Raw genomic sequence first — 24,236 nt, 5'->3', positions numbered from 1 at the left:
AATGGCAGGCCCGCCGCGACGCCGCCGATGGCCGCAACGCGCAACCACTGCCGTCGGCTCGGGGACACAGGATCGTGCTGCATGGAATCGAAGCCTCCACGTCATGCCCGCCTCGCGCGGCGCGGAGCCATCCTACCCTGGATCGTGCCGACTTGTCCGACAATACGACAGACGCGTCCCTGCGCCTGGGCAGACTACGCCGGGTTACAGGTCGACCGAGAACTCGATCTGCGCCGAGCGCCCGTAGGCGTTGTAGATGCCGGTGTCGTAGAAGGGCCACCCACCATTGGTGACATCGACCGGAGGACGCTTGTTGGTCAGATTGTTGACCGAGAGCATCACCCCGAACGTGTCGTTGAAGCGGTAGGTGACGCTGCCGTTGTAGGTCGTCCACGGCCCGATGTTGCGATCGTCACCGGCCTGGTTCCAGGTCGGCGCATTGCGCAGGCCGTAGAGCGTGGCGCCGAGCGGGCCGCGATACCAGCTGATGGTGGCGCTGGTGCGATCGTGGAGCTCGTTGGAGTTGGCGCAGCACAGCTGGTCGTAGGTGGGGTCGCCTTCCTTGTACTGGGTCTCGTGGGTCAGTGCACGGTAATGGCCGACCTGGACGTCGAAGTTGCCCAGGGTGTCCATGCGCCACTTGTATCCGATATTGGCCTGCAGGCCGGTCTGCGTTTGCTTGGACAGGTTGATCGGATAGGTCTGGACCTCATTGATGCCGTTGGGGTTGACCGGATCGTTGGCCGGCTTGCGCGCGACCTGGCCAAGCACGTCCTGGCAGGTCGGCGAATTGACGTCATAGGCGGTGGCGCCGTTTTCGGACACACCCAGGCGGCAGTTGGCTTCCAGCTCCAGGATGTCGCCCTGGCCGAGCAGGTTCACCTCGTCGTCGATCTCGATGTGGTTGTAGTCCACCGACAGCGTCAGCGCATTGTCCAGCGTCGACCACACCGCGCCATAGGTGAAGGTCTTGGCGGTGATGTCCTTGAGGTTGCGATTGCCCGAGCTCACCGAACGGATGGAGCTGTCCGATTGCGCGCAGGCGTCGTAGTTGTCGGAGGTATAGCCGGCCTGGCGGCAGAGGTAGTAATCGGTCGCCGTGGTGAAGCCGCTGGACTCTGACGAGTACAGGTAATACATGTCCGGCGAACGGAACGCGGTGGCGTAGCTGCCGCGCAGCAGCAGGGTGTCGATGGGGCGGAACTCCAGACCCACCTTGTAGGTGAACTTGCCGTTGCCGCCGCCGCCCTGCAGCGAATACTTGTCGTAACGACCGGACAGGTTGGCGTTGAAGGTGCTGGTCACCGGTACCTGGAATTCCATGCCCGCCGCGTACAGGTCACGCTGGCCCTGGGCGACCGTGGCCCCGCCGTTGCCGCGGAAGATGTTCTCCGAGTTGGGCGCCGAGGAGCGGTTGTTGAAGTACTCGCGCTGGCCCTGGACGATCGCGGCGAAGCCGACCGGACCTGCGGGCAGTTCGAACAGGGAGGTGTTGGTCAGCGTGGCGGTCTCGGACTGGGTCCAGGCCGCGGACTTGGCCCGATTGGTGCCACTCCAGGCGTAGTACTGCTCGGCGGTGATCGGCTGGTACAGCAGGTCCTCGTTGGGCGCGAACACCGGATAGCCGTTCATCTCGCCCAGCTGCGGCCCCAGGTAGTAATCGTCCACGCCGTTGAACTTGAGGAAGTCGGTCGCCTTGCGGATGGCGCTGGTACCGGAGCGATTGATGTAGATGTCGTAGTCGAAGCCGGTATCGCCCAGCGGGCCGCGCACGCCGGTGGCGATGTTGTAGCTGCGGGTGAACACGCGCTGGTCCTTGGACTTCAGGCCGACCTCCTCGGGCGCGAAGATGCGCTGCCAGCTCTCGTAGGTCCCGGTGGTCTGGTTGTAGAAATCCTGGTTCCAGAACGGGCTGCCGCCGGTGTAGGTCGGGCGGCCATAGCTGAGCAGGATGTCGGTGTACCACTCGGTCTGCGGCGTCAGGTGGTAGCGCGCGAACAGGCTGCCGTTGACGTTCTCGGCCTTGTTGAGCAACGAGGCGGTCCCGACATTGGCCAGGCTGCCGCAGTAGCGGCCATTGCTGCCGTCAGAGCGCGCGGCGTACTGGGTGGTGCCGCCGTAGAGGTATTCCAGCGGCGCGCACGCGGCGGCGCCGGGATCGATGTACCGCGAAGCCCCCGCGGTGATGTCGCGCCGCAGGAAGGTGCGCGAGGGATCGACCACCTTGCCGGTATGCGCATCGGCGGCGCTGTCCAGGTAGCTGCGATCGAATCCGTAGATCGGCTTCTGCTTGTCGTACTGCAGCCCGAAGCTCAGGTCCAGGTCGCCGATCGAGGTGCCGGTACTGAACTCGAAGCGCTGGTTGGCACCGCCGCCGTCGCTGTAACCGCCGGCCCGGTACTTGAAGTGGGTGCCTTCGACGTGATCTTTCAGGATGATGTTGACCACGCCGGCGATGGCCGAAGAGCCATACACCGAAGACTGGCCGCCGGTCAGCACATCCACGCGCTCGACCATGCCCATGGGAATGTTGGCGATGTCCACGATCGAGGTGTTGCCGTTGTAGGCCAGCGGATAGCTGCTCATCGGGCGGCCGTTGAGCAGGGTCAGCGTGTAGCTTGGGTCCAGGCCGAACAGGCTGATGGTCTTGGCGCCGGGCGTGTAGTTGCCGGTGCCCTGCGAGTCCTGCACCGAGCCGTTGGACTGGGGTAGCGAGCGCAGCGCGTCGAACACGTTGGTGAAGCCCTGCTTCTCCATGTCCGCCGCGGTCACGCTGGTGATCGGCGAGGGGCCTTCGATCTGCGCCCGGGGGATCAGCGAGCCGGTGACCTTGACCGCATCGAGCTCGGCGGCCTTCCTGGTGGCACCTTCTGTGGGGACATCGGTGGCCTGCGGCGCATCGTCCTGCGCGTGGGCGACGCACGGCAGCAGGGCGGTGGAAATCATCAACGACAACAGTCTCAACTTCATCCGGGTCTCTCCATCGAGGTGCAAGGAACTGCGCTCGCCGGCCGCGGGGGCGGCGGGCGGCACGGCTGGACACTGCGGGCATTTCCCCAGCCCTGTTGCGGGCAGCGCTCGGCCCGGCGTCGTGCACTGGCGGTGGCTGCCATGGCGCAAGACGCAGGAACGGCGGCCCGGACACCGCACTATCGAGGACCGGGCAAGTCGCGCCGATTGCTTTCTAAATCGTTTAAATGAAGTATGTCAACGGGATGACGATAAGTTGTTCTGACAACTTGATTTCGACCACTCTGTCACTTTAAAAGGAATCAAAACGTGGGCAAGATGCCCCAAATCCCCGCTGCGGATTGCCATGCGCGTGAAAGTTCTGCACGATCGGCTGATCGCTTCAAACGATTCAGGGGCTCATGACCGATTCCAACCAGCGCCGTCGGCGCGTCACGCTGGCCGACATTGCCCGCGCCTGCGGGGTGTCCTCGGCCACGGTCTCCCTGGTGCTCAGCGGCAACCCGGCCGTGGCGGCCAAGACCCGTCGGCTGGTGGAAACCGAGCTGCGCCGCCAAGGCTATGTCTACAACCGCAGCGCCGCCAACCTGCGGCGCAAGGTCTCCACCAGCGTCGCCCTGGTGATCAATGACCTGTCCAACCCGTTCGTGGCCGAGTTCGCGTCCGGCGTGGACGAGGCGCTGGCCGAGGCCGGCTGCGTGATGCTGCTGGGCAGCTCGGGCGAATCGATCGAGCGCCAGCGCGCCGTGCTGTCCTCGCTGCTGGAACACAACCCGGCCGGCGTGATCCTGACCCCCGCCGAGGGCACCAGCGTGGCCGACCTGAGCCCGGTGGTCGGCCTGCATACGCCGCTGCTGCTGTTCAACCGCCAGGTGCCCCAGTCGCGCTGGGACTACCTGGGCGCCGACAACGTGGCCGGCGCGCGCATGGCCACCGAACACCTGCTGGCCCAGGGGCATACGCGCATCGCCTTCTTCGGCGGGCATCGCGATTCCAGCTCCTGCCGACAGCGCCTGGAAGGCTATACCGCCGCGCTCAAGGCCGCGGGCATCACCCCCGAGCCGCGCTGGATCGTCGAGTGCGCGCCGACTCGCCTGCAGGCGGCCACGGCCACCGCGGCGCTGTTCGCGCGCGATCCGGCGCCGACCGCGGCGGTGACCTACAACGACGCGGTGGCGCTGGGCCTGATGATGGGCCTGCGCGCGCGCAACATCGCGCCGGGTCGCGAGTTCGCCCTGACCGGATTCGACGACATTCCCGAGGCCGCCGCCACGGTGCCGGCACTGACCACGCTGGCCACCGCGCCCCGCGCGTTGGGTCGCCAGGCCGTGGGCATGGTGATGGCCAGCCGTCCGGTCGATGCCAAGCCCCGCAATACCATCGCGCCGGTGCAATTGGTGCCGCGCGAGAGTTCGCTCAGTTTCACCCGCACGCTGGAGTCCCCCACGCCGGCCAAGCCCACCAAGGCCCGCGCCACGCGCGGCAGCCGTCCCGGAGGATCGACCGCTTGACCCAGATCACACACACGCCGCGCTTGCTGCGCGGCTCGCTGGCGTGCGCCGTCGCGCTCGCCCTTGGCACCCCCGCTGCCCTGGCGGCCGACTTCCGGAGTTCGTTCGAGCCCGGGCAACCCGCTCCACAGTCCGCCGGCGGCGGGCCGTCGGTGAAGGTGGGCGATGGACCCCAAGCGCCCTACGCGGCCAAGGCCAAGGCCGGCTACAGCGGCCTACACGCGCTGGCCTACGACGGCAGCGCCGGGCGCACGACGCTGTTCAAGGTCGACGCCACCATCGATGCGGACACCACGCTGTCCTGGCTGGTGCTGCCGGAGATCGTCGACGGCGACACGGTGTCCAGTACCTATGTTTCACTGGATGCGGTGCTGGAGGACGGCACCCGCGTGTCGGCCACGCCCGCACTGGACCAGTACGGTTTCGGCGTGGGCGCGCAGGCGCAGGGCGACTCCAAGTCGCTCTACCCACAGCAGTGGGCGCGCAAGGCCGTGCGCCTGGGCGAGGTGCCCGCCTTGCGCGGCAAGCGCGTGGTGGCAATCGAACTTGAAACCGCCGCGCCGGCCGGCAAGACCGCGCGTGGCTGGATCGACGATGTGGCCCTGGGCGAGACGGCCCCGGTCGCACACCAGGCGCCGACCGACTGGGTGCTGACCACGCGCGGCACCCAGGCCAACAGCACGTTCTCGCGCGGCAACAACTTCCCGGCCACGGCGGTGCCACACGGCTTCAATTTCTGGACGCCGATGACCGACGCCAGCTCGCTGTCCTGGCTGTACAGCTGGAACGAGCAGAACGACGCCGACAACCAGCCGCGTCTGCAGGCCTTCGGCCTGAGCCACGAGCCCAGCCCGTGGATGGGCGACCGGCAGACCTTCCAGGTCATGCCCTCGCTCGATTCCGGCGTGCCGCAGGCCGATCGGGACAAGCGCGCCCTGGCGTTCTCGCATGCCGATGAGCTGGCCCGTCCGCAGGAATACCGCGTGCGCTTCGCCAACGGCATCACCACCGCGCTGGCCCCGACCGACCATGCGGCGGTGTTCCAGTTCGCGTTTCCCGACCACGGCGATGCCAACCTGCTGTTCGACAATGTCGACGCACGCGCCGGGCTGACCCTGGACGAGAAGACCCAGACCCTTTCCGGCTACACCGACGTGCGCAGCGGGCTGTCCACCGGGGCCACGCGCATGTTCGTCTACGCCACCTTCGATACGCCGTGGCAGCGCAGCGGCAAGCTCGACACCGGCCGGCCCACCGGCTATGTGAAGTTCGCGGCAACCCCTGCAAAAGAAGGCACGCGCACGGTCACCATGCGCATCGCCACCTCGCTGATCTCGCTGGAGCAGGCCAAGCACAACCTGGCCCTGGAAGTACAGGCGTCCGACACGGTGGAGACGGTGGCCGCGCGCGCGCAGGTGCAGTGGGATGCGGTGCTGGGCAAGGTGCAGGTGGACGGGGCCAGCGACGACCAGCGCACCACGCTGTACTCCAACCTCTATCGCCTGTTCCTGTATCCCAACTCCGGCTCGGAGAACGTCGGCACCGCCGACAGGCCGGACTGGCGCTACGCCAGCCAGAACAGCTGGTCCGATGACGCCACCGATGGCAGCGCGGTGCGCAGCTTCGCGCCGGTGCGCGACGGCCAGATCTACGTCAACAACGGCCTGTGGGACACCTTCCGCACGGCGTGGCCGGCCTACGGCCTGCTCGATGCGCAGGATGCCGGCGGCCTGATCAGCGGCTTCCTGGAGCAGTACCGGGCCGGCGGCTGGGTGGCGCGCTGGTCCTCGCCGGGCTATGCGGACCTGATGGTCGGCACCAGCTCGGACGTCGCCTTCGCCGACGCTTATGCCAAGGGCATCGGCGGCTTCGACCCGGAGCTGGCCTACGAGGCCGCGCTGAAGAACGCCACGGTGGTCTCGTCCGATCGCCACGTCGGGCGCAAGGGCATGGACCGCTCGCTGTATCGCGGCTACGCCGACACCGAGACCCACGAGGGCATGTCCTGGACCATGGAGGGCGCGCTCAACGATTTCGGCATCGCCAACATGGCCGCGCAGCTGGCCCGCTCGGCCAGCGGCAAGGACAAGCAGCGCTACGCCGAGGAGGCCGCGTACTTCCGCTACCGCGCGGCGGACTACGCCAATGTGTTCGACCGCAGCATCGAGTTCTTCCAGGGCCGCAAGCCCGATGGAAGCTGGCGCGTGCCGGCCAAGGACTACGATCCGCGCGAATGGGGCCACGACTACACCGAGTCGGCCGGCTGGACCTTCGCCTTCACCGCCGCGCACGACGGCAATGGCCTGGCCGCGCTGTACGGCGGGCGCGACGCGCTGGCGCGCAAGCTCGATCAGTACTTCGCCACGCCGGAAACGGCCGGCGAGGACTTCACCGGTTCCTACGGTGGCGTGATCCACGAGATGACCGAGGCGCGCGACGTGCGCATGGGCATGTACGCGCACAGCAACCAGACCGCGCACCACATCGCCTGGATGTACCTCTATGCCGGCCAGCCGTGGAAGACCCAGACACTCACCCGCGAGATCCTCGCGCGCCTGTACCTGGGCAGCGACATCGGCCAGGGCTATCCGGGCGATGAGGACAACGGCGAGATGTCGGCCTGGTACGTGCTGGCCTCGATGGGCCTGTACCCGCTGCGCATGGGCTCGCCGGATTACGTGATCGGCTCGCCGCTGTTCAAGCAGAGCACCCTGTCCCTGCCGGGCGGCAAGGAGCTGGTGGTGCGCGCGCCGAACAATTCGGCCAAGAACGTCTACGTGCAGTCGCTCAAGGTCAACGGCAAGCCGTGGACCAAGACCTGGATCCCACACGCGCTGCTGGCGCAGGGCGCGACACTGGATTTCGTGATGGGACCGGCGCCCTCCAAGTGGGGTTCCGCGCCGGGCGACGCGCCGCCCTCGCTGACCCCAGCTGGCCAGGCACCGACCACGTTGGCCGATGTCATCGGCCCGCAGGCGCGCGTCAGCGTCAACGGCCAGGCCGCCCCGGCCCTGGTCGACGACGACGCCGACACCAGCGCCCCGGTCATGGGCAAGCAGGTCGATGTTGACATCACGCTGGGGCAAGGCGCGCAGCCGACCTTCTATACGCTCACCAGTGGACAGCGCCCGATCCAGGGCGCCAGCTGGCGCCTGCAGGCACGCAATGGCGAGGGGGCCTGGAAGACCCTGGACACGCGCAGCGACGAGGATTTCCGCTGGGCCCTGCAGGCCCGGCCGTTCCGCATCGCCTCGCCTGGCACCTATACCGCCTATCGCCTGCACTTCACCGCGCCCGGCCGCATGGCCCTGGCCGAGGTCGAGTTGCTGGCCCCGCACGTCCCGGTCCCGCTGAAGAAGGCGCCCTGATGTCCGCTATGCCACGTCCGCTCGCCAGCGCCCTGTTCTGCGCCACCCTGCTCGTGTCTGTCGCTGCGCAGGCACGCGAGGATGTGACCCGAACCCAGGACGGGGTGACCATCACCTATCGCGATGCCAGCGGCGCGCTGGACACGGCCATGCAGGAGAAGATCCTCGAGACCTTCTTCCATGCCTATGCGCGGGAGCGTGCGGACTTCAACACCGCGGCGCCGACCAAGGCGATCATCACCATCGATCCGTCCTACGACGGCATCGCTTACGTGAGCAGCGACGACTGGGCCAAGATGACGATCAATCCGGCCTGGCTGGTGAAGCATCCGGGCGATACCGACCTGGTCAGCCACGAGGCCATGCACATCGTCCAGAGCTATCCGGACTACGGCAACGACCAGGCGCCGACCTGGCTGGTGGAAGGCATCGCCGACTACGCGCGCGACCGCTATGGCGTCGACAACGCCGCTGGCGGCTGGGCGCTGCCGACCCAGATCAAGGACAAGCAGCATTACGACACCGGCTACCGGGTCAGCGGTGCGTTTCTCAAATGGGCCGACGCCAAACATCCGGGCCTGGTCAAGCAACTGGACGCGGCGCTGCGCGGCGGCACCTATTCGCCACAGCTGTGGACCCAGGCCACCGGCGAGACCGTCGAAACGCTGTGGGATCGATACGTCATCGCACGCGGCGGCGTGCGGCCGGCCAACGGCTGAGAGCCCCCAGGCAGCGCATCGGCGCGCGGCCTGGCCTGGATCCCACGCGCCAGGCTGGAACCGCGCGCCACGGCAAACCGCAGTCCCCGCGCAGGGGCACCCGCGCCCTGATGTTTGCGCGTGTCGGCCCATGGCGTCTCGCGTTCGCCGGAACGCCCGTAGAAGCGTTCTCGAAGATGCCAAGCGGCTCAGTGCGCCTGCAACTCGGCGAGCCGCTGGCGCAGGCGCCTGGAGTCGGGCTTGAGCGCGATCATCTTCTGGACCTGCTCGATGGCCGCCTGGCGATTTCCCATTTCGCGATAGACATCGGCCAGGCTGTCCAGGGCGTCGAGCGAGCTGGGATGGATCCGCGCGTTGAACTCCAGCACGGTCAACGCCTTGTCCGTCGCCTCGCGCTTGAGCAGCGCGCCGGCGACCTGTTCCAGCGGCTGACCGGGGAAGTCGTAGTGCTGCGGGACCGCCACCCACTGCTGATCGAGCCAATGCTTGAGCTGCTCCGCATCCAGGCGCTCCGCCTGCTTGTACAGGTCCCAATGCACGGACATGCGCAGCGTGGGGCGCGGCTGGCCCGCCAGGATGGCCTCCACCGCGTCGCGCGCCGCCTCGACACTGTCGTCCTGGGAATTATTGGTGAGCATCACGATCTGGATCCCCTGTTCGGGCAGCAGGGTCAGGTCCGACTTGAAGCCACGCCAATCCCCGCCATGGGTCACCATGGGCTGGCCAAGCGCGGAGTCCACCAGCTTGAAGCCGAAGCCGTACGGCACCGTGCTGCCATCGGATAGCCTGGCCGGTGTCGTGGCCAGCGCCCAGTTCGCCTTGGACATCGCCCGGCCTTGCTGGAGCGCGTCGGCCCACCGCTGCAAATCGTGCGTGGTGGAGTAGATGTCGCCTGGGCCGACGGGATAGAAGTTCGGGATTTGGTCGAACGGCTTGCGGCTGCCGTCCGGCCGGACGATGAAGCCCCACGCGCGTGGCTGGATCTGCGCCTCGTTGCCCGGCAGGCGCACGCGCGTATGCGTCATGCCCAGCGGGGCGAAGAACTCGCGCTGCAGAAAATCGGCGTAGTCCATGCCCGCGACATGGCCGACGATCTGCGCCAGCAGGATGTAGCCGGTGTTGCTGTACTCGAACGCAGCGCCGGGCGCGAACCGCAGCGGCGCCTTGTGTTCGACCAGCAGCGCGACCGCCTCATCGCCCCGCATCGGCGCGGTGACCTCGCCCCGCTTGAACATCTGCGTGTACATCGGGAAGACATCGGGGACCCCCGAGGTGTGGGTCAGCAGCTGGCGCAGGGTGATGTCGGCATAGGGCAGCTGCGGCAGGTACTTGATGGCCGGATCATCCAGCGCCAGCTGGCCGCGGTCGGCCAGGCGTAGCACGGCGGCAGCCGCGAACTGCTTGCTGATCGAGCCGATGTCGAAGGCATCCTCCACTGTCAGCGGTGTCTGCGCGTCCGCGTCGGCATTCCCCAGGGCGCCCTGATAGACCACCTGGCCGTGCTGCGTGACCAGGAAGCTGCCGTTGCAGACCCTCACGGCATGGCAGTTCTCGAAATAGCGCGCGACCTCGGCGGACCGCGTGGGGCCCGCGTCGGGCGAGCGTGCGATCGCGGGCAGGACCAGGCAGGACAACGCGACAACGGCCAGGCGCGGTATGCCCTGACCAAGCTTGCGGAAGACGTCCATCGAAGATTCCTTGGCTGATCTGTACTACTACAATTAGTACAGATAGGAGAAAAAAAGACGCCTCCATTTGTAGGCGTCGTCGCGAGCGGCGGCCGGTGTGGACAGCCGTCGAAGTCAACTGTACTATTTGTACTAGCACACTTCAACAGGAGCGACGACGTGGCCCGTACCGCAGCGCTGATGATCCAGATCGCCACCGGCGACCCGCGCCCCATCGTGCGGCAGATCACCGATGCGGTCCGCATGCGGATTGCGACCGGGGAGCTGGCCCACGGCCAGCAGCTGCCCAGCGTGCGCGGGCTGGCGCAGCAACTGACGATCAATCCCAACACCGTGGCCAAGGCCTATGCCGAGCTGGTGTCCGAAGGCTGGCTCGATGCGAGGCAAGGCATGGGCTTCTATGTCGCCCCGCCCAGGCAACGGCTCTCCGATGCCGAGCGCGAACGCCGGCTGGACGAGGCGGTGGCCACGTTCGTCAACGATGTCGTCCCGCTCGGGCTGCCGGCCAAGACCGTGCAGCAGCGCATCGCCGATGCATTCGAGCGCGCGCTGCCGCGCAAGCGTGCGTGATGGAGACTTCTGACCATTTTGGCGCCATGGACGGCGCACACGATCTGGCGATCGAAACTGTGCAGCTGAGCAAGCGCTATGGCGACAAGTTCGCCCTGGACGGGCTGGAGCTGCGCATCCAGCGCGGACAGATCCACGCCATGGTGGGCGCCAATGGCGCGGGCAAGTCCACGCTGTTCCGCATCCTGCTGGGCTTTCTCTCGCCGAGCGGCGGACAGGCGCGCATCCTCGGCCGCGACAGCCAGCGGTTGACGCCGGGCGACCGGGCCAGGATCGGGTTCGTCAACGAAGAACACACGCTGCCGGGCTGGATGCGGGTCGAGGAGATCACCGCGATGCAGCGCCGCCAGTATCCGCAGTGGCGCCAGTCGGTCTTCGATGAGGTGATCGGCCATTACCCGCTGCTGCCCACGCAGAAGATCGCCCAGCTCTCACGCGGCGAGCGCGCCGGCTTCAACCTGGCCCTGAGCCTGGCCCAGTGCCCGGAACTGCTGATCCTGGACGAGCCCACGCTGGGCCTGGACGTGGTCGCCAAGCGCGCCTTCCTGGAATCGCTGCTGCATACCAACGCCATGGAAGATCGCACGGTGATCTATTGCTCGCACCAGATGGAAGAGATCGAGCGCGTCGCCGACAACCTGATCCTGCTCGAGGACGGCAAGCTCAGGCATATGTCGGCGCCGGAAGGCTTCTGCGAGCGGGTCACCTATTGGATCGCGGATGTTCCGTTCAAGGGGCCGCCGCACGAGACGATCCCCGGCCTGATGGAAGCGCGCAGGCTCGATGGCCTGCACCACTACCTGGTACTCGACCAGGGCGAGACCTTCGCCGAGTTCCTGCGCGCCGCGGGCGCACGATCGATCAATGCCATGCCGGTCAGCCTGGACCGCGCGGTCAACGCCTTCCTGTCCATGCGCCACGCGGCCCCGCCCGCGCACTGACGCCCGTCCTGGAGAAACACCATGTGGAGCCTGTTCAAGGTCGAATGCCTGCGCTTCCGCACCTGGGCCCTCATCGCCGCGGCCGTGCACCTGTGCGCGCTGGGATTCGGCACCCGCATGCTGGATCTGGCGCAACAGACCCTGCCCATCTATCGCGGGATCGGTGCCGTCTACGCGCTGGCGGGTGTGCTGCTGGGTCTGCATCAGATCGGGGGATATCGGCGCGGGAGTCACTGGGTCACGCTGCTGCATCGCCCGGTGCCGGCAGGGCGGATTGCGCTCACGCTCTGCGCCGCGGCGGGGGTGGTGCTGCTGGTCGCGATCATGCTGCCGACGTTGCTGCTCGCCGCCTGGCAGCAGGGCACCACCGCGCGCGTGGTCGACCATCGCCATTGGCTGCTGCCTGGCTCGGCATGGCTGGTCGCGGTGGCGGGATATCTCGCCGGTGCGTTCTGGGCGTTGCGCGGCATGCGCCTGGCGCTGGCGGCCGCGGCGCTGTTGGTCTGGCTGGTGTTCGCCGAGGCAACCGGCGTGGCGATGTTGACGCTCGAGCTGCTTGTCGTGGCCTGGCTGCTCGCCCTGGTGCTGTGCGCGTTCAAGCCCGATGTCGAGGCGACACCGCGTGGACCTTGGGCCAACGCACTGCTCGCGCTGCCCTTGAGCGCGGGCGCCTATCTGGTCGCGATGCTGGTGCTGTTCGGGGTGGAATTCCTGTGGATCGCGCAAGGATCGCATCCGCTCAACATGGCCGTTCCGCCTCGTGGGGGCCATACCGAGGTGGAGAAGATGGAGCCGCGTGCGCGCATGCTCCGGGCGCTGCGCGAGGCGATGCCCGCCGATGTCGACCGACTGGAGGCAGCAGTCAAGGCGAGCAAGCCGCAGGGCCTGGCCGCCCGCCTGCGCGAACAGCCGCAGCGCGACGCGTTGGGCAACCTCACGCCTTTGCAGTTCAACGATCCGGCACGCCACGTCCGCTGGACCTTCAGCCACGACCGCATGCGTCTGGTCGGCGAGAACCTGCTCAATGGACGCGCCGTTGGCATGCTGGGCGTTGGATCGGGCGGTGCCGCCTTTCCGCACGTGGCCGTGCCACTCGGCCACCTGCCCGGTTTGCCCGAAGACGACACGGTGCTGCTCGCGGGCGATACCTTGTACCGCTACGACAGCGCCGGGCAGGTCATCCTGCCCTGGCTGAGCGTGCGCGCGGGCGAGCTGATCGCCGGGGTCGGCGCTGTCGGCCGGCGTTGGGTACTGATGAGCGACAAGGCCCTGTATGTGTTTCGCACAGGTTCTGCCGGGGCGCGGGGCCCCACGCGCATTCCCTTGCCCATTCCCAATGCACGACTGAGCAACCTCGACATGATCGCGCTGAGCGACGGCGTCCTGATCAGCCTGGTGTCCTCTGAGCTGGCGCATACCGAGGACGGCGCGCGCCCTTCTCTGTGGCTGCTGCGCGGCTTCGATGACGGGCGGCCGGCCGTGGTGCATGCCAGCCCCCTGTCGTTCGACTATCCCGCCCTGCACCGCTATCGAAGCTGGTGGCCTTCGCCAGCGCTGCACACTGCAGTGAAGCAAGCGCAAGCACTGTTCGCGCCGCCCTCGCCGCTGTCCGCTGCAAAGCCTGCTCCGACTCCCACGCCCATCGCGGTCCTGGCCGGGTGTCTCATGCTGGCGTCGGCTGCGATGGCGGTCTATCGCGCGCAGCGTGGCGGGCTGACCGGCCCGGCGCGGCTCGCATGGACCCTGTTCTGCGCGACCCTCGGGCTGCCAGGACTGGTGGCCATGCTGCTGATGACGCAACGCACGTGGCGTCGCGATTGATCCGCGATGTCAGCGGACGGCAGACCGCGCAGCACGCCGCGACCCGCATATCACCCGAGACGCGCTGACTTCGAAAAGTCCGGAGGGGTTCACCGACTGAGACGACACTAGGTAGGCTTCTTTTGAGGCCTGTTCTCCGTGGCGCGCGAGCTGCCTGGCCGTGACCCCACGTGGCTTGCGATATTCACCAGGCGTGGCTGGACGTTGGCGTGTGTGCTGCCTCGGTGTCATGTGCCACCGACATCGCCTCGGCGACCACGTCCTGCGGAAAGCCCAAGCGCGCCAGCATCCGGATCGCGTTGCGTGCCTGCGCCGGGCCCTGGCGCAGGCGGTAGTCGAAGTAGCCGTCCACGTCCGGGTCCTCCTGGAAGTGATACAGCGCATAGCGCGCGCCCAGCAGTGCCTGCAGTTCCACATCGTGCGTGGTCACCAGCACCAGCGCACGTTCGCCCAGCGCCTGCAGCACGGCCTTGGCGATGGCCACGCGCTCGACCGTGTTGGTGCCGCTGAAGGGCTCGTCCAGCACGATCAGGGCACCTTCGTTGCGCGCGGCCTGGTCCAGGAAGCCGCGGATCGCTTCGATCTGGGCGAAGTAATGGCTCTTGCCCGAGGCCACCGCGTGATGCCCCTGGATGGAGGCCACCACCGGCACGCGCGGCAGCACCGCGCGCGTGGCCAGGCAGAAGCCGGCGGTGCGGCCGAGGATGGCGTTGATGGCCAGCATCTTCACGAAGGTGGTCTTGCCGGCCATGTTGGAGCCGGTGACCAGCGCCGAACTGCGCGCCAGCGCCACGCTGTTGGGCACCGCCTCGCGCAGCAGCGGATGGCGGCCTTCGACGATCTCCAGCATCGGCGTGTCGGCCAGTGTCGGGGCGCAGTGCTGCGGATGCAGGACCAGAGCCGAGGCCAGGGCGATATCGGCATCGATGCCACCGACCAGCGCGAAGCTGGCATGCAGCCGATGGCGCACGCGGGCGAAGCGTTCGAAGGTCCACAGGAACACGATCAGTTCCAGCAGGAAGCACACGTTCAACACCAGCGTGATCTGTGGCGGTACCCAGTTGAACATGTCGGCCAGCAGCAGCTTGCGGCGCACGTCATCGCGCGCGGCACGTTCGGCCTGCAGCTGGTACTGCATGGGCAGCTGCGGCCGCCGCGCGAGCGCATCGGCGGTGCGCATCAGGCGCACGCAGCCATTGAGTCCAGCCACCTCGCGCTGCTGGCGCCCGCTGTAGCGGTAGAGGATCAGCAGGTTCACCGGGATCAGCGCGGCCCACCACCACAGCGACAGGCCGCAGGCCACCACCGTGACCAGCCAGCCGAGCAGGCACGCGCTCCACAGGCTGATCCAGCCGCGCCGGGTCGACGTTTCCAGGGACGCGGCGTGCAGGGTATCGGCCACGTGCGCATGGAGCGGGTCCTGTATGCGCAGCAGGTCACGCTGCAGGCGCTCGCGCAATGCTGCGTCATCGACTAGGCGCAGATGCACCGCATGGCGGGCCGCCAGCGCGTCGGCGTCGTCCTCAAAGGTCCGCAGACGCTGATACAACACCTGGCTGCCCAGGGGCGTGACCGTGGTGTCCAACTCGGCGAAGACCTGCGGCAGTTCCAGGTCGTCCCAGGTCCGGTCATCGACATGCGAACCCTGCGCACGCATCCGCGCGAACCAGGCCGCCTCCAGCAGCGCATCCTTGCTCCCGCGCCGCCCACAGCGCGCCCGCACCTGTGCCAGCGCGAGCCGCTGCGGGAACACCAGTGCCAGCGCGTCGTGTACGAAGCGCCGCGCGCTGTACAGCCATGTTTCGTCCATCGGTTCCCCGTGACCGCTGACCGGCGGAGCGCCCGGCCCGGAAAGGAAGTGCGCCCAAGGCGCTGGTTTTCAACCCTCCTCAGCCATCGTCAGGCTCGTCCGCGTGGATCGATCCTGACCCGGCGACCTGGTCGCTTCCGTGCGGTCGCCTGCCCGTCCGCACTGTATGACTCGCCGCTGGCGCTGAACCAGGGCGAGCGCTTCACTGCTTGACCGACGCGGGTCGCCAGCCACAAACGCAAGCGCCCCGGCAGTGCCGGGGCGCTTGGGTGCATCAGGTTTCCAGACCCCATTTGTCGGCGTCGGCGGGCTTTTGCTTGTAGATCGTGCCGCCAAAATCGACGTGCAGTTCGGTCCAGTCGCCTTCACCCTGGTAGGCCAGCACTTCGAAGTGCTTTGGCTTGCGCTCGGGCTTGCCGTGCGCGGTCCATCCAGCCTGTTTGACGGCGGCCAGGGCGGCACGCGGATCGGCGGGCAGGTCGGGGTGATGATGGTGGTGCTTGGGCCCGTGGTGGGGCTTCTTGTGCTCCACCTCGACAAAACGCCCGCCCTTCTTGCCGATGCGGGTGACCTTGATTTCGGAAGGGCGACGCTCGCCTTCCAGCTTCACCGACAGCCCTTGCTGGAGTTGGAAGGCTTCGGCGCCTTTGGGACCCAGGTCGGCCAGGTAAGCTTGCTCGTCGGACAACAGGGTGAAGCGATGCGCGAAGACGTGTTCGATGACCCCGGTCAACGCGACTTTTTCATGGTGCGGCATGCATTTCTCCTAAGAGCGCCCAACCGCGGGCGCGCCAACGGAATGCGTTCGGGATGACAGGGTTTCAAGCGCACTGCTGGCCCGCGGTTGGCAGGGATGCAGGTTTGTCGCGTGGGTGCGGTGGATGGGCAGGCCGGTGGCTCTTCCCACAACGTGCATGCATGCGCGTCTTGCGTCACCGCGTGGAGGCCGACAGGATCGGACAAACAAGGACGAGCGCATGAGCGCGCAGGCAGTGCGCTGGATCGCGCGGGCCACCCAGCGCGACCATGGTTCCCTTCTTCAGCGGGAACGAGGCCTGATGGCGCTCTTGTGGGAGCCGCCATGGCGGCGATCGGGCTTCCCGTGTAAAGCCTCATCGCCGCCATGGCGGCTCCCACGCATTGGTTGGGGAACGGATGATCCAGGCGCGACCCGACGATGCGCGGACGAAGGCGCCTACGCCTGACCGTCGTGGTCCAACCTGGCCCGGGCGATCGCATCACCGTGTTCCAGCGCCCACGCGCACAACGCTTCGAAGGGTTCGCGCAGGGAATGGCCCAGCGGCGTGATGCGGTATTCCACGCCGATCGGCCGCGTGGGCAGCACGGTACGCGTCACCAGCCCGTTGCACTCCAGTCGCTTGAGCGCATCGGCCAGCGACTTGTGGGTGATGCCGCCCAGACGCCGCTTGATCTCGTTGAAGCGCGAGGGCCGCGGGCACAGCACGGTGAGGATCAAGATCGTCCACTTGTCGCCGATCTTGTCGAGCACCGCGCGGATGCGGGCCATCTCCCTGAGCGTGGCGCATGCGTCGGGGTCGGTATCGTGCGTGATATCTAGGCGAGCCATAGTGCGTTCTTGATCTTAGATATACGAGTTATATCTTTGATGTCCTCGTCAAGCAAAGGAACCCACGATGGACATGATGAAAGACAGGACCGCCGTCGTCGTCGGCGGCGCAGGCGGCATCGGCTTTGCGATCGCCCAGCGCCTGGCGGCCGAGGGTGCGCGGGTCTTCCTCACCGGACGCAACGCCGAAGCCGTCGAACAGGCCGCCGCGCGTCTCGGCCCGGCCGCACAGGGGCTGGTGGTCGATGCCGGCGCGCCGGAAGCCCTGGCGCGCTCGCTGGCGCAGGTCGCCGACCAGGCCGGACCGATCGATGCCCTGGCGCTCAACGCCGGCACCAGCGAGCCGGCGACGCTGGAGGAGGAAACGCCGGCGCACTTCGATCAGCTGTTTGCGGTCAACGTGCGCGGCGCGGTGTTCGGCCTGCAGGCGGCCTTGCCGCTCCTGCGCGACGGGGCCGCCGTGGTGCTGGTCGGCTCGATCGCCGGCGGCATCGGCGTACCTTCCTATGGCACCTATGCCGCGACCAAGGCCGCGCTGCGCTCGTATGCCCGCACCTGGACGGGCGAACTGGCGCCACGCCGCATCCGCGTCAATGTCGTCGCGCCCGGCCCCACCGACACCGAGATGATGGCGCGCGTCCCCGATGAGATGCGCGCAGCGCTGATCGCCCCGATCCCGCTGGGACGCATGGCCCGTCCTGAGGAAGTCGCCGCCGCCACGGTGTTTCTGCTCGGGCCCGACGCCAGCTTCATCGCCGGCGCCGAGCTGTCCATCGACGGCGGCATGGCCCAGGTGTGAGGGCCTCGGGGCCCAGAAACGCCAAGGCCCGGTCAACACCGGGCCCTGGTCGCTGGAAGCCGCGCTGGCGGCGGCCTATGCGTCCTCGCTCTTGGCCGCCAGCTGCTCGCGGATCTGCGCATCGACCGCGGCGATGGCGGTCATGTTGAGCACGCGGCGCGGGGTGGCACTGGTGGTCAGGATGTGCACCGGCTTGGAAATGCCCATCAGGATCGGCCCGATCGCCACGCCGTCGGTGAACACGCGCACCAGGTTGTAGGCGATGTTGGCCGCCTCCAGGTTGGGCAGCACGAACAGGTTGGCACGGCCCTTGAGCGTCCCATTGGGCATGATCTGCTTGCGCAGCACCTCGTCCCAGGCGGTGTCGCCCTGCATCTCGCCATCGACGTTGAGGTCGGGCTTGCGCTTGAGCAGCAACTCGCGCACCGCACGCATCTTCAGCGCGTCCTTGGAATCGTGGCTGCCGAAGTTGGAATGCGACAGCAGCGCGATCTTGGGCTCGATGCCGAACAGCTTGAGGCGATAGGCCGCCTGCAGGGTGGCCTCGCACAGCTGCTCGGCAGTGGGATCGTCCTGCACGTGGGTGTCGACGAAGAAGAACGTGCCCTGCTGGTTGATCACCCCGGTCATGGCCGAGGTGGAGGTCACGCCCTTCTCCAGCGGAATCACGCTGCGCGCATAGCCGAGCTTCTTGTGGAAGCGGCCGACGATGCCCGAGACCATCGCGTCGGCCTCGCCGCGGGCCACCATGACCGCGGCGATCAGGGTCGGACGCGAGCGCATGAGGTTCTTGGCCGCCGCCACGGTGACGCCCTTGCGCTCGGTCAGCGCATGGTAGGTCTGCCAGTACTCGTTGAAGCGCGGATCGTCGTTGATGTTGGTGACTTCGAAATCCTGGCCCGCGGTCAGGCGCAGGCCCATGCGCGCGATGCGCTGCTCGATGATCTCCGGACGCCCGATCAGGATCGGGAAGGCCACGCCTTCGTCGACCACCGTCTGCACCGCACGCAGGACGACTTCCTCCTCGCCCTCGGCGTAGACCACGCGCTTGCGGTCCGCGCGCGCCTGGTCGTACACCGGCTTCATCATCAGGCTGGTGCGGTAGACGAACTGGCTGAGCGTCTCGCGATAGGCCTCCATGTCGGCGATCGGGCGCTCGGCGATGCCCGAGTCCATCGCCGCCTGGGCCACGGCCGATGACAGCTCCACCAGCAGGCGCGGGTCCAGCGGGCGCGGGATCAGGTACTCAGGACCGAAGCTCGGCGTCTCGCCGCCGTAGGCCGCGCCCAGGTCGGAGGCCTCGCGCCGCGCCAGGGCGGCGATGGCCTTGACGCAGGCGACCTTCATTGCCTCGTTGATGCCCGTGGCGCCCACGTCCAGCGCGCCGCGGAACAGGTAGGGGAAGCACAGGACGTTGTTGATCTGGTTGGCGTAGTCCGAACGCCCGGTGCCGATGATCGCGTCCGGACGCGCAGCCTTGGCCTCCTCCGGCATGATTTCCGGGTTCGGGTTGGCCAGCGCGAAGATGATCGGCTGCGGCGCCATCGAGCGGACCATGTCCTGGGTCAGGATGCCCGGCGCGGAGAGCCCCAGGAAGATATCGGCCCCCTCGACGATCTCGGCCAGGGTGCGCTTGTCGGTGTCGCGCGCGTAGCGCTGCTTGTCCGGGTCCAGGTCGGTACGGCCGGTGTGGATCACCCCGTCGCGGTCCAGGGCCAGGATGTTCTCGGGCTTGAGGCCCAGCGAGACCAGCATGTTGACGCAGGAAATGCCCGCCGCGCCCATGCCGGTGGTGGCCAGCTTGACCTCTTCGATCTTCTTGCCGGTGACCACCATGGCGTTGAGCACCGCCGCGCCGACGATGATCGCCGTGCCGTGCTGGTCGTCATGGAACACCGGGATGTTCATCTTCTCGCGCAGCGCGCGCTCGACGATGAAGCACTCCGGCGCCTTGATGTCCTCCAGGTTCACGCCACCGAAGGACGGCTCCAACGAGGCGATGATCTCGACCAGCTTGTGCGGGTCCTTCTCGTTGATCTCGATGTCGAACACGTCGATGCCGGCGAACTTCTGGAACAGCACGCCCTTGCCTTCCATCACCGGCTTGGACGCCAGCGGGCCGATGTCGCCCAGGCCCAGCACGGCGGTGCCGTTGGTGATCACCGCCACCAGGTTGCCGCGCGCGGTGTACTTGCTGGCCAGCTTGGGATCGGCGGCGATCTCCTCGCACGCGTAGGCCACGCCCGGTGAATAGGCCAGGGCCAGGTCGCGCTGGGTGATCATCGGCTTGGTCGCGGTGACCTTGATCTTTCCCGGCGGATGCTGGCTGTGGTAGTCCAGGGCGGCTTGCTTGAATTCTTCTTTGGACATCGGCGTGTGGGCAGTGAGGTCGCTGGGACGCAGGAGTTTACCGCCGCGCCACGGCGCGGCCGGAGGGCGGCGGCCCGTGCGTCCCGTCTCCCGGGACGCACGACCGCCCAAGCTGAATCAGAACACCACCTGCGCGCGCAGGCCCACGGTATTGCCCGAATCCGGCCCCCGGTAGCTGCCGACCTTGTTGTCGGTGCTCCAGTGCACGACGTTGAACATCAGGCGCGACCAGTTGGTCAGGTACCAGTTCACGCCCACCGTCCAGGCATCGCCCTCGCCGCCGCGGGCGGTGTCGGTGTAGTCGTAGTCGTCGTAGCGGGCCGCCAGCTCGAACGCGCCCCAGCCCCCGTCGGTGACCGGGTTGAGGACCTTGGTAGTGCCCCACACGCCGGAGCGGTCGGAAAAGCCAGGCTTCTCGCCGGTGAGCAGCCAGCCGGCCGAATAGCTGCTGGCCTTCTGGTCGCGCGAGGCCTCGGTGGAGGAGTTGATGGTGCGCACGGTGGTCTCGGCGAACGCCCAGCCGCTGCGCCACACGCCGCCCAGCTCCGCGCCCCAGGCGTGGTCGTTGGTCGGATCGGAGATGGAACTGGCCGAGATGCGCACCTCGCCGTTCCAGCCCAGCGCGACCGGGGAGGTCTTGTTGATGCTGGTGACGTCGCGGCCCAGGTTCTCGTACCAGTACCAGCCGCCGACGTGCATGAAGCCCGACGCGCGCTTGATCGGATTCCAGTGGACGCGGGTCAGGTAGGCGATGGTGTCGTTGGCATCGCTGTCGTTGCCGGCGTCATCGCCGGTGACCGCCAGGCTGGCGTGCCAGTTGTCGCCATAGACCTTGGTGGTCAGGCCCAGGCCGAAGAAGCCGCTGTCCATGCCGCCGACAGAGGCCACCGCGTTTCGGGTCATGAACGGCGTGGTGGTGCCACCGGTGGCGCCTTCGATGCTGCGGTCCTTGAGCTTGTTGCCGAGGTAGAACTCGGTGGGCAGGCCGCCAATGCGGGTGTCATAGGAAGCGTAGACCTCCTTGAGGGTGACCCCGTTGCCCGCGAAGTCGGCTTCGACCTTGTAGCCCAGCGCGCCCATCGTGCCCTCGGCACCCAGGCGAACACTGGAGAAGTCGGTGCCTGTGACATTACGGTCGTCGTAACCCGAGCCGCGGGTGGTGGAAAAGTCCATCAGCGCGCGGCCGCGGGGATGGAAGGTGAATGAGCCGTCGGCGGACTTGAACTCTGGGCCTCCCTTGCGCCAGCTGACGTTTCCGTTGCCGCCGGTGCCCTTGACCGCCATCTGCGCGACCTGCGCCTTGAGGATGGCCAGGTCATCGTCCTGGCGGGTGTCGGCCACGGCCGCGGCGACCTGCGCCTGGGTACCGGTGGCGGCATCGGCCGGGGCCGGCGCGCCCTGCTCAAGCGCGGACAGGCGCGCGTTCATCGCGGCGATCTGCTGTTGCTGCTGGGCGATCTGCTGGGCCTGCAGCTCGACCATCTTGCGCAGTTGCGCCTCGGTGGCCGCGTCGGCGGCCAGGGCGGGAAGGGAGGTGGCGCCCAGTGCGACGGCCACGGCCGCGGCCAGCGCGGAGGATCGGATCGGATTCATAAGGTGTCCCCGGTGAATGGGTGAAAGAAGAAGCGCGCGGCTCATTCGCCGGCGACGTCGGCGCCCGCAGCGGTGGGCGTGCCGCCCAGAAAGCCGTGCATCCGCGCCCAGGTGGCGAACAGGCGCGGCCACTGCGCCGGCTCGGTGCCCGGCTTGCCCAGGCCCCAGCTGTGACCGCCGGTCTCGAACAGGTGCAGTTCCACCGGCACCTTGGCCTGGTGGGCGGTCTGGTAGAGCAGCAGGCCGTGACCGACATCGACGATGGGATCGTTGACCGCCTGGGCGATGAATACCGGCGGCATGTCGGCACGCACGTGGTCTTCCACCGAATAGGCGGTCTGGTAGTCGGGCTGGGTGGAGACCTCGCGCGAGGTGCGGGTCTGGTCCAGCGGCGGCTTCACCGACACCACCGGGTAGAGCATGGCCAGAAAGTCCGGCCGCGAGGACAGGGTGTCGGCCGCGTCCACCGGCGCGTAGAAATCATGATCCCAGCGGGTGGCGGTGATGCCGGCCAGGTTGGCGCCGGCCGAAGAGCCCATCACGCCGATCTTGTGCGGGTCGATGCCCCACTCGGTCGCGTGGCTGCGCAGCAGGCGCATGGCGCGCTGGCCATCCTGATACGGCGCCTCGGCCTTCCAGCCATCGTTGGGCAGGCGGTAGTACAGCACCGCCGCGGTGGTGCCGGTGGCCGCCAGCCACTGCGCCATGGGGCGCGCGGCCGTGCCGATCTGGATGCGGAAGTAACCGCCGCCGCCCAGGACCAGTACCGCGCTGCCGTTGGGCTTGGCCGCACGGTAGATCTCCATGCGCGGATTGGAGATGTTGCGCACTGAACCGGTGGCGCTGCCATCGGTGCCGACCTGCTCGGGTCCGTGGGTGACTTGCGGCAGCGTGCCGGCCGGCCACAGTTCGAGCGTCTGCGATGGCGCGGCCTCCTGCGCCGCGGCGATGCCCGGAATGCAGGCAAAAGCAAGGACCAAACGGGCCGCCAGGCCCAGCTTACGTGTGGATTGCATGGTGATGTTCCCTCCCAGGTGGCGGCGCCCATGACGGGCGCCGCGGTGATGCGATGACGCGTAAAGCGGACTTTCCGAAGTGGTGGCGCGATCGATCAGGCCGGCGTGGGCAGGCGGTCCGGATCCTCGATCAGCTTGCCGTCCAGGGCGGCCTTGAGCTTGTCGCGATCCAGCGCGTTCTCCCAGCGCGAGACCACGATGGTGGCGACCGCATTACCGGTGAAGTTGGTCAGCGAGCGGCACTCGGACATGAAGCGGTCCACGCCCAGGATCAGGGCCATGCCGGCCACCGGCACTTCCGGCACCACCGCCAGGGTGGCGGCCAGGGTGATGAAGCCCGCGCCGGTCACACCAGCCGCGCCCTTGGAGCTGAGCATCGCCACCAGCAGCAGGGTGATCTGGTGACCCAGGGTCAGTTCGGTGTTGGTGGCCTGGGCGATGAACAGCGCCGCCAGGGTCATGTAGATGTTGGTGCCGTCCAGATTGAACGAGTAGCCGGTCGGCACGACCAGGCCCACCACCGACTTCTCGCAGCCGGCCTGTTCCATCTTCTCCATCAGCGAGGGCAACGCCGACTCGGACGAGGAGGTGCCCAGCACCAGCAGCAGCTCGGCCTTGAGGTACAGGATCAGCTTGACGATGGAGAAGCCGCACAGGCGCGCGACGATTCCCAGGATCACCAGCACGAACAGCAGCGCGGTGATGTAGAAGCTGCCCACCAGCCAGGCCAGGTTGGCCAGCACACCCAGGCCGTACTTGCCGATGGTGAAGGCGATCGCACCGAAGGCACCGATCGGGGCGGCCTTCATCAGGATGTGGACCAGGCGGAACACCGGCGTGGTCAGCGCGTTGAGGAAGTCCAGCACCGGGCGGCCGCGCTCGCCGGTCATCGCCAGGGCGATGCCGAACAGCACCGCCACGAACAGCACCTGCAGGATGTTGTCCCCCACGAACGGGCTGATCAGCGTCTTGGGGATGATCTCCAGCAGGAAGCCGGTGACCGTCATGTCGTGGGTGGCACTGACGTACTGGTCGATCTTGCTGTGGTCCAGGTCGGCCGGATTGACGTTCATCCCGGCGCCGGGCTGGACCACGTGCGCCACGATCATGCCGACGATCAGCGCCAGGGTGGAGAAGAACAGGAAGTACACCATCGCCTTGCCGAACACCCGGCCCACGCTCTTGAGGTGGGTCATGCCGGCGATGCCGGTGACGATGGTGAGGAAGATCACCGGGCCAATGATCATCTTGACCAGCTTGACGAAGGCATCGCCCAGCGGCTTGAGCGACTCACCCAGCTGCGGGTCGAAATAGCCGACCAGCACGCCGATGACGATGGCCACCACCACCTGGAAATACAGGTGACGGTAGAACGGAAGCGGTTTGGTGGGCGCGACGCCCGAGCTGGGGATGTGCATGTGACGAAGGGCTCCCTGGTGATCTGGACACGGGGTGGCCGGGCGGCCCTTCCC

General features: G+C 67.5%; 16 protein-coding genes. 7 read left to right on the top strand and 9 right to left on the bottom strand.

Annotated elements, in window-relative coordinates; translation table 11 throughout:
• Positions 1-204: 204 nt before the first annotated feature.
• Positions 205-2,970 carry a TonB-dependent receptor plug domain-containing protein gene (locus PJ250_RS09710; protein WP_271648369.1) on the bottom strand — a complete coding sequence of 922 codons (2,766 nt, stop codon included), beginning with the start codon at positions 2,968-2,970 and terminating at the stop codon, positions 205-207.
• A 401-nt stretch (positions 2,971-3,371) separates the two neighbouring features.
• On the opposite strand from PJ250_RS09710, the gene PJ250_RS09705 reads away from it, so the two are divergent.
• From PJ250_RS09705 to PJ250_RS09695, 3 genes are read left to right on the top strand one after another with little or no spacing between them, the layout of a single operon-like run.
• The gene (locus PJ250_RS09705; RefSeq protein ID WP_271648368.1) at positions 3,372-4,481 is read left to right on the top strand and encodes a LacI family DNA-binding transcriptional regulator; all 1,110 of its coding nucleotides are present in this window, start codon (positions 3,372-3,374) and stop codon (positions 4,479-4,481) included.
• Positions 4,478-7,849 carry a GH92 family glycosyl hydrolase gene (locus PJ250_RS09700; RefSeq protein ID WP_271648367.1) on the top strand — a complete coding sequence of 1,124 codons (3,372 nt, stop codon included), beginning with the start codon at positions 4,478-4,480 and terminating at the stop codon, positions 7,847-7,849. Before PJ250_RS09705 ends, PJ250_RS09700 begins: the two co-directional genes overlap by 4 nt.
• Complete coding sequence (locus PJ250_RS09695; protein ID WP_271648366.1) at positions 7,849-8,568, top strand: basic secretory protein-like protein; 720 nt, start codon at positions 7,849-7,851, stop codon at positions 8,566-8,568. Before PJ250_RS09700 ends, PJ250_RS09695 begins: the two co-directional genes overlap by 1 nt.
• Positions 8,569-8,756: 188 nt before the next feature.
• Here the strand turns inward: PJ250_RS09695 and PJ250_RS09690 are convergent, their stop codons facing one another.
• Positions 8,757-10,256, bottom strand: coding sequence for a serine hydrolase domain-containing protein (locus PJ250_RS09690; RefSeq protein ID WP_271648365.1), 1,500 nt, complete (start codon positions 10,254-10,256; stop codon positions 8,757-8,759).
• Positions 10,257-10,415: 159 nt separating this feature from the next.
• Between PJ250_RS09690 and PJ250_RS09685 the strand changes: the two genes are divergently transcribed.
• Genes PJ250_RS09685 through PJ250_RS09675 form a run of 3 tightly spaced genes read left to right on the top strand, consistent with a single transcriptional unit; the run spans position 10,416 to position 13,588 of the window.
• Positions 10,416-10,826, top strand: coding sequence for a GntR family transcriptional regulator (locus PJ250_RS09685; RefSeq protein ID WP_271648364.1), 411 nt, complete (start codon positions 10,416-10,418; stop codon positions 10,824-10,826).
• On the top strand, positions 10,826-11,767 hold the full coding sequence (locus tag PJ250_RS09680) for an ABC transporter ATP-binding protein (RefSeq protein ID WP_271648363.1): 942 nt from the start codon (positions 10,826-10,828) through the stop codon (positions 11,765-11,767). Before PJ250_RS09685 ends, PJ250_RS09680 begins: the two co-directional genes overlap by 1 nt.
• A 21-nt stretch (positions 11,768-11,788) precedes the next feature.
• Complete coding sequence (locus PJ250_RS09675; RefSeq protein ID WP_271648362.1) at positions 11,789-13,588, top strand: hypothetical protein; 1,800 nt, start codon at positions 11,789-11,791, stop codon at positions 13,586-13,588.
• A 184-nt stretch (positions 13,589-13,772) separates the two neighbouring features.
• Here the strand turns inward: PJ250_RS09675 and PJ250_RS09670 are convergent, their stop codons facing one another.
• The 3 genes from PJ250_RS09670 to PJ250_RS09660 all read right to left on the bottom strand — a co-directional run bounded on the left by PJ250_RS09670 (position 13,773) and on the right by PJ250_RS09660 (position 16,986).
• Positions 13,773-15,398, bottom strand: coding sequence for a MutS-related protein (locus tag PJ250_RS09670; protein ID WP_271648361.1), 1,626 nt, complete (start codon positions 15,396-15,398; stop codon positions 13,773-13,775).
• Between the two features lie 274 nt (positions 15,399-15,672).
• Complete coding sequence (locus PJ250_RS09665; protein ID WP_271648360.1) at positions 15,673-16,155, bottom strand: hypothetical protein; 483 nt, start codon at positions 16,153-16,155, stop codon at positions 15,673-15,675.
• 438 nt (positions 16,156-16,593) lie between these two features.
• A complete protein-coding gene (locus tag PJ250_RS09660) occupies positions 16,594-16,986 on the bottom strand; it encodes a winged helix-turn-helix transcriptional regulator (protein WP_271648359.1) in 393 nt (130 codons plus the stop codon).
• 67 nt (positions 16,987-17,053) lie between these two features.
• On the opposite strand from PJ250_RS09660, the gene PJ250_RS09655 reads away from it, so the two are divergent.
• Complete coding sequence (locus PJ250_RS09655) at positions 17,054-17,785, top strand: SDR family NAD(P)-dependent oxidoreductase (protein WP_271648358.1); 732 nt, start codon at positions 17,054-17,056, stop codon at positions 17,783-17,785.
• A gap of 75 nt (positions 17,786-17,860) precedes the next feature.
• On the opposite strand, the gene PJ250_RS09650 is transcribed toward PJ250_RS09655, so the two are convergent.
• The 4 genes from PJ250_RS09650 to PJ250_RS09635 form a co-directional block, all read right to left on the bottom strand.
• The gene (locus tag PJ250_RS09650; RefSeq protein WP_271648357.1) at positions 17,861-20,155 is read right to left on the bottom strand and encodes an NADP-dependent malic enzyme; all 2,295 of its coding nucleotides are present in this window, start codon (positions 20,153-20,155) and stop codon (positions 17,861-17,863) included.
• A 117-nt stretch (positions 20,156-20,272) separates the two neighbouring features.
• Positions 20,273-21,748: an OprO/OprP family phosphate-selective porin gene (locus PJ250_RS09645; protein WP_271648356.1), complete on the bottom strand. Its 1,476-nt coding sequence runs from the start codon at positions 21,746-21,748 to the stop codon at positions 20,273-20,275.
• A 41-nt stretch (positions 21,749-21,789) separates the two neighbouring features.
• Complete coding sequence (locus PJ250_RS09640) at positions 21,790-22,764, bottom strand: alpha/beta hydrolase (protein WP_271648355.1); 975 nt, start codon at positions 22,762-22,764, stop codon at positions 21,790-21,792.
• A 95-nt stretch (positions 22,765-22,859) separates the two neighbouring features.
• Positions 22,860-24,182 (bottom strand): dicarboxylate/amino acid:cation symporter, encoded by a 1,323-nt coding sequence (locus tag PJ250_RS09635; protein WP_271648354.1) that lies wholly within the window; start codon positions 24,180-24,182, stop codon positions 22,860-22,862.
• Positions 24,183-24,236 lie beyond the last annotated feature (54 nt).

The sequence above is a fragment of the Pseudoxanthomonas sp. JBR18 genome, assembly GCF_028198165.1.
Lineage (GTDB): Bacteria > Pseudomonadota > Gammaproteobacteria > Xanthomonadales > Xanthomonadaceae > Pseudoxanthomonas_A.
This window is presented reverse-complemented; position numbering and strand designations above follow the sequence as displayed.

Bases quoted from the DNA above. Each gene is read 5' to 3' on its own strand.
- PJ250_RS09710 (WP_271648369.1), bottom strand. From the start codon at position 2,970: ATGAAGTTGAGACTGTTGTCGTTGATGATTTCCACCGCCCTGCTGCCG.
- PJ250_RS09705 (WP_271648368.1), top strand. From the start codon at position 3,372: ATGACCGATTCCAACCAGCGCCGTCGGCGCGTCACGCTGGCCGACATT.
- PJ250_RS09695 (WP_271648366.1), top strand. From the start codon at position 7,849: ATGTCCGCTATGCCACGTCCGCTCGCCAGCGCCCTGTTCTGCGCCACC.
- PJ250_RS09690 (WP_271648365.1), bottom strand. From the start codon at position 10,256: ATGGACGTCTTCCGCAAGCTTGGTCAGGGCATACCGCGCCTGGCCGTT.
- PJ250_RS09680 (WP_271648363.1), top strand. From the start codon at position 10,826: ATGGAGACTTCTGACCATTTTGGCGCCATGGACGGCGCACACGATCTG.
- PJ250_RS09675 (WP_271648362.1), top strand. From the start codon at position 11,789: ATGTGGAGCCTGTTCAAGGTCGAATGCCTGCGCTTCCGCACCTGGGCC.
- PJ250_RS09670 (WP_271648361.1), bottom strand. From the start codon at position 15,398: ATGGACGAAACATGGCTGTACAGCGCGCGGCGCTTCGTACACGACGCG.
- PJ250_RS09665 (WP_271648360.1), bottom strand. From the start codon at position 16,155: ATGCCGCACCATGAAAAAGTCGCGTTGACCGGGGTCATCGAACACGTC.
- PJ250_RS09660 (WP_271648359.1), bottom strand. From the start codon at position 16,986: ATGGCTCGCCTAGATATCACGCACGATACCGACCCCGACGCATGCGCC.
- PJ250_RS09655 (WP_271648358.1), top strand. From the start codon at position 17,054: ATGGACATGATGAAAGACAGGACCGCCGTCGTCGTCGGCGGCGCAGGC.
- PJ250_RS09650 (WP_271648357.1), bottom strand. From the start codon at position 20,155: ATGTCCAAAGAAGAATTCAAGCAAGCCGCCCTGGACTACCACAGCCAG.
- PJ250_RS09645 (WP_271648356.1), bottom strand. From the start codon at position 21,748: ATGAATCCGATCCGATCCTCCGCGCTGGCCGCGGCCGTGGCCGTCGCA.
- PJ250_RS09640 (WP_271648355.1), bottom strand. From the start codon at position 22,764: ATGCAATCCACACGTAAGCTGGGCCTGGCGGCCCGTTTGGTCCTTGCT.
- PJ250_RS09635 (WP_271648354.1), bottom strand. From the start codon at position 24,182: ATGCACATCCCCAGCTCGGGCGTCGCGCCCACCAAACCGCTTCCGTTC.